At 62.7% G+C, this 731-nt stretch carries 1 protein-coding gene; it reads right to left on the bottom strand.

Features of this window, described 5'->3' with window-relative positions; translation table 11 throughout:
• A partial coding sequence (locus D7V93_RS45725; protein ID WP_279637002.1) for a phage tail protein occupies positions 1-731 on the bottom strand: 731 nt, incomplete at both ends.

Consider the following 731-nt stretch of genomic DNA (forward strand, 5'->3'; position numbering starts at 1 on the left):
CCCGTCGCAATCGCATGCAGCGAGTTCACGATGGCTTCGATGAGGGCGAGGATGCGCGAGGCATTCTCGATGACCCACATCACCACGTTGTAGATGGCGAGGACGGCCTGGACGAAGGCACCGGCCGGGTTGAACATCGAGAGGACCTTCGTCACCGCCTGCTTGACGATGGTGGTGATGAGCCAGTCCTGGATGGCATCGATGACCATCGCCTTCAGGTTGGAGAGGTCCTCCTTCAGCTTCTCCCAGAGCGCCTGCGGGCCACCCTTGATGGTGACGGTGATGTACTCGACCAGCTTCTCGACGAGGGCGACGTTGCGCTCGCCCACCAGCTTCACGGCCTCGCCGCGCATCCAGGCGTAGGTGAGGCCCAGGACGTCCAGCACCAGCTTGAGGATGGACCAGACGTTGAGGTCGCTGGGCACCTGGATGCCGGCCTCGGCCAGGGAGCCGAAGAGCCACTGCATGAAGCCGCGCTTCAGGTGCGTCCAGATGTTGCCGACGAACTGGTTGAAGCCCTGCTTGATGGCCGCCAGCAGGTTGCCCAGGAAGCCAATCGGGTCCTTCAGGATGAGCATGATGGTGTCCGCGCCCTTGCGCAGCACCGCCATCAGCTTGTCCTTGAACTCGGAGAGGATCTTGATGATCTCCCCAATGGCATCCACGAGGCCCTTGAGGGCGCCCTTGTTCTCGTCCTCGAGCTTCTTGAGGGCGGCGTCGGCCTTGTCGTG

This window comes from Corallococcus llansteffanensis (genome assembly GCF_003612055.1).
Classification (GTDB): Bacteria; Myxococcota; Myxococcia; order Myxococcales; family Myxococcaceae; genus Corallococcus; species Corallococcus llansteffanensis.